The 6558-nt window shown below is 64.3% G+C and carries 6 protein-coding genes; 5 read left to right on the top strand and 1 reads right to left on the bottom strand.

The window, feature by feature from the left end; translation table 11 throughout:
- Positions 1–19: 19 nt before the first annotated feature.
- Complete coding sequence (locus tag UP09_RS06060; protein ID WP_044535962.1) at positions 20–1123, top strand: IS4 family transposase; 1104 nt, start codon at positions 20–22, stop codon at positions 1121–1123.
- A 404-nt stretch (positions 1124–1527) separates the two neighbouring features.
- On the opposite strand, the gene UP09_RS06055 is transcribed toward UP09_RS06060, so the two are convergent.
- On the bottom strand, positions 1528–2307 hold the full coding sequence (locus UP09_RS06055; RefSeq protein ID WP_044537171.1) for an alpha/beta fold hydrolase: 780 nt from the start codon (positions 2305–2307) through the stop codon (positions 1528–1530).
- 445 nt (positions 2308–2752) lie between these two features.
- Here UP09_RS06055 and sciP point away from each other — a divergent pair, with 445 nt between their 5' ends.
- The 4 genes from sciP (at position 2753) to UP09_RS06035 (ending at position 6544) form a co-directional block, all read left to right on the top strand.
- Positions 2753–3028 carry a CtrA inhibitor SciP gene (sciP, locus tag UP09_RS06050; RefSeq protein ID WP_002714638.1) on the top strand — a complete coding sequence of 92 codons (276 nt, stop codon included), beginning with the start codon at positions 2753–2755 and terminating at the stop codon, positions 3026–3028.
- 174 nt (positions 3029–3202) lie between these two features.
- Positions 3203–4837 carry a flagellar basal-body MS-ring/collar protein FliF gene (gene fliF / locus UP09_RS06045; RefSeq protein ID WP_044537168.1) on the top strand — a complete coding sequence of 545 codons (1635 nt, stop codon included), beginning with the start codon at positions 3203–3205 and terminating at the stop codon, positions 4835–4837.
- A gap of 1 nt (position 4838) precedes the next feature.
- Positions 4839–5921 (top strand): flagellar motor switch protein FliG, encoded by a 1083-nt coding sequence (gene fliG / locus UP09_RS06040; RefSeq protein WP_044537167.1) that lies wholly within the window; start codon positions 4839–4841, stop codon positions 5919–5921.
- Positions 5921–6544, top strand: a complete 624-nt coding sequence (locus tag UP09_RS06035) for a FliH/SctL family protein (protein WP_044537166.1) — start codon at positions 5921–5923, stop codon at positions 6542–6544. The genes fliG and UP09_RS06035 overlap by 1 nt, the downstream gene beginning before the upstream one ends.
- Positions 6545–6558: the final 14 nt, after the last annotated feature.

Here is a 6558-nt window from a genome sequence, read left to right as displayed (position 1 = left end):
CGTGTGATTCCAAGAAGAGATGAGAAACGAATCGCTTGTGAACGAAGACTGGGCGCGTGTTGTTTCGCGGCTGGGCGGAGCTGAGGCTCTGGAGGCTGGCGCGCGGGAGACGAAGGCGTTTGTTCGCCCGCGCGAGATCAGCAATGCAGTCGATCTGCTGCGGCTGATCCTTGCGTATTGCCTGGGCACGAGAGGTCTGCGGTTGACGGCGGCATGGGCGACTTCGGTGGGCCTTGTCGATATCTCCAACGTGGCTCTGTTATACCGGCTGCGTCAGTCCGGGGATTGGCTTGCACAGCTGATAGGCCGGGCACTTGCGAGCGGTGCGCCGAAGGCAAGCCGCGGTCGACTGATCCGCATCGTTGACGCCACGACGGTCCCAAAAGCTGGAACCGGCGGCAGGCAGAAGAATGCGGTGTGGCGCATCCACAGTGCGTTCGATCTTCCGCAAGAACGTTTTGGTCACTTCGAGCTGACCGACGAACGCGCGGGCGAGACGCTGGACCGGATCCCGCTGATTGCCGGCGAGATCCGTCTTGCCGACCGCGCCTATCTGCAGCCGGAGCGCATGGCGTATCTGGTCGAGGCCGGTGCGGACTTCGTGATCCGCTCGGGCTGGAAGAGCGCTTGTTGGCTGGATCGCAAAGGCAATCTGATCGATCTCGTCGCCGAACTGCGCAAGGCCGCGGCACGCGGCATCATCGACCGGCCGATCTGGGTAAAACGCAAGTCTGGTGGAGCACCGCTTGCTGTGCGTTTGGTTGCCGTCAAGAAACCTGCAGATGCGGCTCAGGCTGCACGGCGCAAGGCACGCAGGACGGCTCAGAAGGGAGGCCATCGTCTCTCCAGGCAAACGCTTGATGCTGCGGATTGGGTGATCCTGGTGACCTCGCTCAAGCCCGAGGACTTCACAACCGCTGATCTGCTTGCCCTTTACCGGCTGCGATGGCGGATCGAACTCGGCTTCAAGCGGCTGAAGAGCCTGATTGGCTTGAAAGGACCTCCAGGAACTGACGAGCGGTCTGCCAGACCCCATATCCTCGCTCACCTGCTGATCATTCTTCTGCTCGAGCCGCTTGTCGACGAACTCGAGGACTCTCCCCGCTTGGCCGAAGCCGCCTAACCAGACCTGCAGCATGGCGCCTGCTCCGTCAGCTCATCGCCTCCCTGCTCCAAGCCATCATTCCCCAGCCCACAATCGCGCGTCTGCGCAGAGCCAGCCTCGCTCTCCAACGACATCTGCGCGAGCCTCCCAGACGTAAACGCCGCTATCAGGCCATGATCAAACTATCTTAGCGCCTATGGGCCTGCGCCGGGACGACACTGAATTTGTTGCACGGTTTGTGGTTCATACATTCGCGTTCTCGCGACATGATTTGCCCGAGCTTTGCATTTTCGGCGTCCGCAATCGCTCGGCGCTCACTTCGCTTTGGCTCGGCAAGCTGCGATAAGAAACTGCGGTCGCAGTCTCATGCGGCAAGATGCGGCGATGGGGCGGCCCTTGGCGGACCGCCCCATCGCCGGCGATCACGCCGGCTGCCCCGCGGCATCGAGGATCAACCGCGCAATCGCGTCCGGCTGCGAGATCAACCCGAGATGGCTCGCCTTCACCTCGATCGTCGTGGCGTCCATCCGCTTGGCCATGAAGCGTTCGAGATCCGGATTGATCGTGCGGTCTTCGGTCGAGACCGCGTACCAGCTCGGCTTGGTTCGCCAGGCCGCCTGGGTGGTCTTGCCGGTCAACAGGGCCTTGTGGAAAGGCTGCTGCACCGCATAGAGCACCTTCGCCTTTGCTTCCGGCAGGTCGCCTGCGAAATCGCGCAAGAAAGCTTCCTCAGTCAGCCGGCCTTCGTCACCATCGAACACGATGCCTGCGCTTGCCGGCGGTGTCGGGTAGGTCTTCGCCAAAGCGGTGTAGTCCTCGCCAGCGTCAGGCGCGCGCGCGGCGACATACACCAGCGCGGAGACCTTCGGATGCACGCCGGCCTCGCTGACGATCATTCCGGAGAAGGAATGGCCGACCAGAACCGTCGGGCCATCCTGGCGATCGAGCACGCGCTGGGCCGAGGCGACCGCCTCAGGCAGCGTGGTCAGCGGGTTCTGTACCGACGTCACATTGAGCCCGGCCGTCTGCAGCCGTGGAATGACCTCGGACCAGCAGGATCCGTCGGCAAACAGCCCGTGCACCAGCACGACGTTGCGCGCCTTCACCGGCGGCGAAGTTGCGGCCATGCCGCGCGTGGAGACCAGCGAAGCCGCCGCGCCGGCCAGCAATGCGCCCGAGAAAATGCGCCTGTTCATCATCATAGTGTCGTTCCATCGTTGTGCGTTGGTGCGGATGTCCGCAGAAGCGCGTCCACCTGCAGCGAACGCACAATCATGTCTACGTGCAGGGAGGCATCATGGTTACGCGCGATGTCGTCGTGGTGATGGAAACTGTAGCGGTTTTCACGCGCCGGTGAGCGCACGAAGTCCACGCGAGCGATCGTCCCCGGGGCTCGCGTGCACCGCCCTATGATCATGCCGGATCGGCGGTCATTTGCGGACGTCTGGCGGTACGATGTTCGACCCGGCCGGCAGTCCCCGCCATGGTCCGCCCGCCTCTGCCAGGGCCCAGACAACCCCGGTTCGCCGCCCTGTTCCCGGCCGTTCCAACGAGATTCGTATTGAACGCTTGGGCTTAGGCAAATTTTAAGCCGGCCCGCGTAGGTTACCACAGTGAGTTCAGTGGTTGAGAGTTTGTGAGTACGCCATGACAGAACCCCATCGCCCGAGGGTGAAATACGTCATCGGGCCTGACGGCAGCCCGTTAACGATTGCGGACCTGCCTGCGCCCGGTACCAAACGGTGGGTTATCCGCCGCAAGGCCGAAGTCGTAGCCGCGGTCCGCGGCGGCCTGCTTTCTCTCGAGGAAGCCTGCAGCCGATATACGCTGACCGTTGATGAATTCCTATCCTGGCAGTTCTCGATCGACCAGCATGGTCTGGCCGGGCTGCGGACCACCCGGATCCAGCAGTATCGGCAGTAGACCGATCCAATACCTGCGGCATTTGACGAAAACCGGCTTCGCTTTGCGAAGCCGGTTTTTTTCATGTCCGCGGTTTTGCCGCGGACCTTAATCTTCGTTAACCAGATAGAAACCATACCCTAGGCAATATTTGCCCAGTCGGACCCATCGGGGCCGAATCCCTGGGGGCCGTGCGTGCAAAGTCTGGTTGCTTTCCTGCGAGGTCTTGGTGCGGCCCGGCTTGTGGCAATGGTGGCGGTCACCGCCGCCCTGATCGGTTTCTTCGCCTTCGTCATCATGCGCGTCACCACGCCGCAGATGACCACCCTCTTCACCGACCTGTCGACCGAGGATTCCTCCGGAATTATCAAGGAGCTGGAGCGCCAGGCGATCCCCTACGAGCTGCGCAATGACGGTGCCGCGATCATGGTGCCGAAGGACAAGGTGACCCGGCTGCGGATGAAGCTTGCCGAGGGCGGCATGCCCAAGGGCGGCGGGGTCGGCTACGAAATCTTCGACAAATCGGACGCCTTGGGCACCACGAGCTTCGTCCAGAACATCAATCATCTGCGCGCGCTGGAGGGCGAACTCTCCCGGACCATCCGCGCCATCGACCGCGTCCAGGCCGCGCGCGTCCATCTGGTGCTGCCGGAACGGCCGCTGTTCTCGCGCGAGACGCCGGAGCCGTCCGCCTCGATCGTGCTGCGGGTGCGCGGCGCCCTCGAAGCGCAGCAGATCCGCGCCATCCGCCACGTGGTCGCCTCCGCCGTCAACGGGCTGAAACCGCAGCGCGTCTCGATCGTCGACGAGACCGGCCAGTTGCTCGCCGATGGCGCCGCCACCGATGGCGATGCCACCGCCGGCGACGAGCGCCGCACCGCCTACGAGAAGCGGATCCGCAAGCAGGTCGAGGACATCGTCTCCTCGGTGGTCGGCGCCGGCCGTGCCCGCGTCCAGCTCGCGGCCGATTTCGACTTCAACAAGATCACCGAAACCTCGGACAAGTTCGACCCCGAAGGCCGCGTGCTGCGTTCGAGCCAGACCCGCGAGGAAAGTAGCCTCACCGCCGACAATTCCGGCCAGGTCACGGTCAACAACGAGCTGCCCGGCAACCAGAACAACGACAACGCCGCCCGCGCCAAGGACCAGAGCAAGAAGAGCGAGGAAACCAACAATTACGAGATTTCCCGCACCACCAAGACCGAGGTCACCGAGGCCGGCCGCGTCAACCGGATCTCGGTCGCGGTGCTGGTCGATGGCAGCTACGCCAAGAACGAAAAAGGCGAGATGGTCTACCAGGACCGCAGCAAGGAGCAGCTCGACCGTATCGCCACCCTGGTGCGCTCCGCGATCGGTTTCGACCAGAAGCGCGGCGACCAGGTCGAGGTCGTCAATCTCCGCTTTGCCGAACCGCCGGCGACGACCCCGATCATCGAGCCGACCGGCCTGCTCGGCATGCTGCAATTCACCAAGGACGACGTCATGTACGTCATCGAGCTCGGCGTGATGATGCTGCTCGGCCTGGTCGTGCTGTTCATGGTGGTCCGCCCGCTGGTCAAGCGCATTGTCGCGGCCGACCCGGCTCCCCGTGCAGGCCCAGTGCCCGCCCTCGCCGACGCCGGCGCGCATGGCGCCGACGGTTCGGCCGGAGCGACCGGCCAGGCCCTGATCCCGAGCAACAGCGCCGCGGCGCAATTGATCGACGTCGCCCAGATCCAGGGCCAGGTCCACGCCCAGGCCGTGCATCGGGTCGGCGAACTTGCCGAACGCAATCCGAACGAGACCGTCTCCATTGTCCGTCAATGGTTGAGCGAGCCTGCCGAGAGCTGACATGGCCTTACCGCAGACCACAAACCAGAACGACATCACCAACGTCCTCTCGACGCTGGCGAGCCGGCAAAGTGGCCGGCCGAAGAGCAAGCCGCTGTCCGGCCCGAAGCGCGCGGCGATCCTGATGCTCGCGCTCGGCGAGCAGCATGGCGGCAAGATCTGGGCGATGCTCGACGACGACGAGGTCCGCGAATTGTCGGTGCAGATGTCGACGCTCGGCACCGTCGAGGCCGACGTCGTCGAGGACCTGATGCTCGAATTCGTCTCGCGGATGTCGGCATCCGGCGCGCTGATGGGCAATTTCGACGCCACCGAACGGCTGCTGCAGCAATATTTGCCGTCCGAGCGCGTCACCGGCATCATGGACGAGATCCGCGGTCCCGCCGGCCGCAACATGTGGGAGAAGCTCTCCAACGTCCAGGAAGAGGTGCTCGCCAACTACCTCAAGAACGAATACCCGCAGACCATCGCCGTCGTGCTGTCGAAGCTGAAGCCGGAGCATGCCGCCCGCGTGCTGGCGATCCTGCCCGAGGACATCGCGCTCGACGTCGTCGGGCGCATGCTGCGGATGGAAGCGGTGCAGAAGGAAGTCATCGAGCGGGTCGAGCAGACGCTGCGCACCGAGTTCATGTCGAACCTGTCGCAGACCCGGCGCCGCGACGCCCATGAGGTGATGGCCGAGATCTTCAACAATTTCGATCGCCAGACCGAAACCCGGTTCATCACCTCGCTGGAAGAGGAAAACCGCGAATCCGCCGAGCGCATCAAGGCGCTGATGTTCACCTTCGACGATTTGATCAAGCTGGACTCCGCCTCGGCCCAGACGCTGATGCGCAACATCGACAAGGACAAGCTGGGCGTCGCGCTGAAGAGCGCCAACGAGGAGGTGCGCAGCTTCTTCCTCGGCAACATGTCCTCGCGCGCCGGCAAGATGCTGATGGACGACATGGCCGCGATGGGACCGGTTCGCTTGCGCGACGTCGACGAGGCGCAGGCGCTGCTCGTCAACCTCGCCAAGGATCTCGCCGCCAAGGGCGAGATCACCCTGACCAAGAACCGCGCCGACGACGAGCTGGTGTACTGATGGCCGCTCCCGCAAAGTTCATGTTCGACACGGACTTCTCGGCGCCCGACCGCGCGCGCGAACGCGCCGCCACCCCGGCCGAAGTCGCGCAGAAGATCGCCGATGCGGAGGCGAGGGCCTATCGCGCCGGCCATGAGGCGGCCCAGCGCGAGGCCAAGGTCGAGAGCGACCGCCGTTCCGCGCAGGCGCTGGAGCAGATCGGCACAGCGATCAAGAGCATCGCGGCGCGCTTTGCCGGCATCGAGACGCGGATGGAGACCGAGGCCGTCGACGTCGCGGTCGCGGTCGCCCGCAAGCTCTGCTCCGAACTGATTGCCCGCGAGCCGCTCGGCGAGATCACAGCGCTGGTCAGCGACTGTTTCTCGCATCTGGTGTCGACGCCGCATCTCGTGGTGCGCATCAACGACGCGCTGTACGAGGGTGCCCGCGAGCAGATCGAACGGACCGCCGCGCAGAGCGGCTTCCAGGGCCGGCTGGTGATCCTCGCCGAACCCACCATCGCCACCGGCGACTGCCGGATCGAATGGGCCGACGGCGGCGTGGTGCTGGAGCGTGCGACGATCGAAGCCAAGATCAACGAACTCGTCGGGCGCTATCTGGCGTCCCGCGGTCAGGCCGGCTGACGGCCATGAGGACT

Origin of the sequence: Bradyrhizobium sp. LTSP885 (assembly GCF_000938305.1) — a bacterium.
Lineage (GTDB): Bacteria > Pseudomonadota > Alphaproteobacteria > Rhizobiales > Xanthobacteraceae > Bradyrhizobium.
The sequence above is the reverse complement of the archived record's forward strand: the minus strand, read 5'-3'. Positions and strand labels throughout refer to the sequence as shown.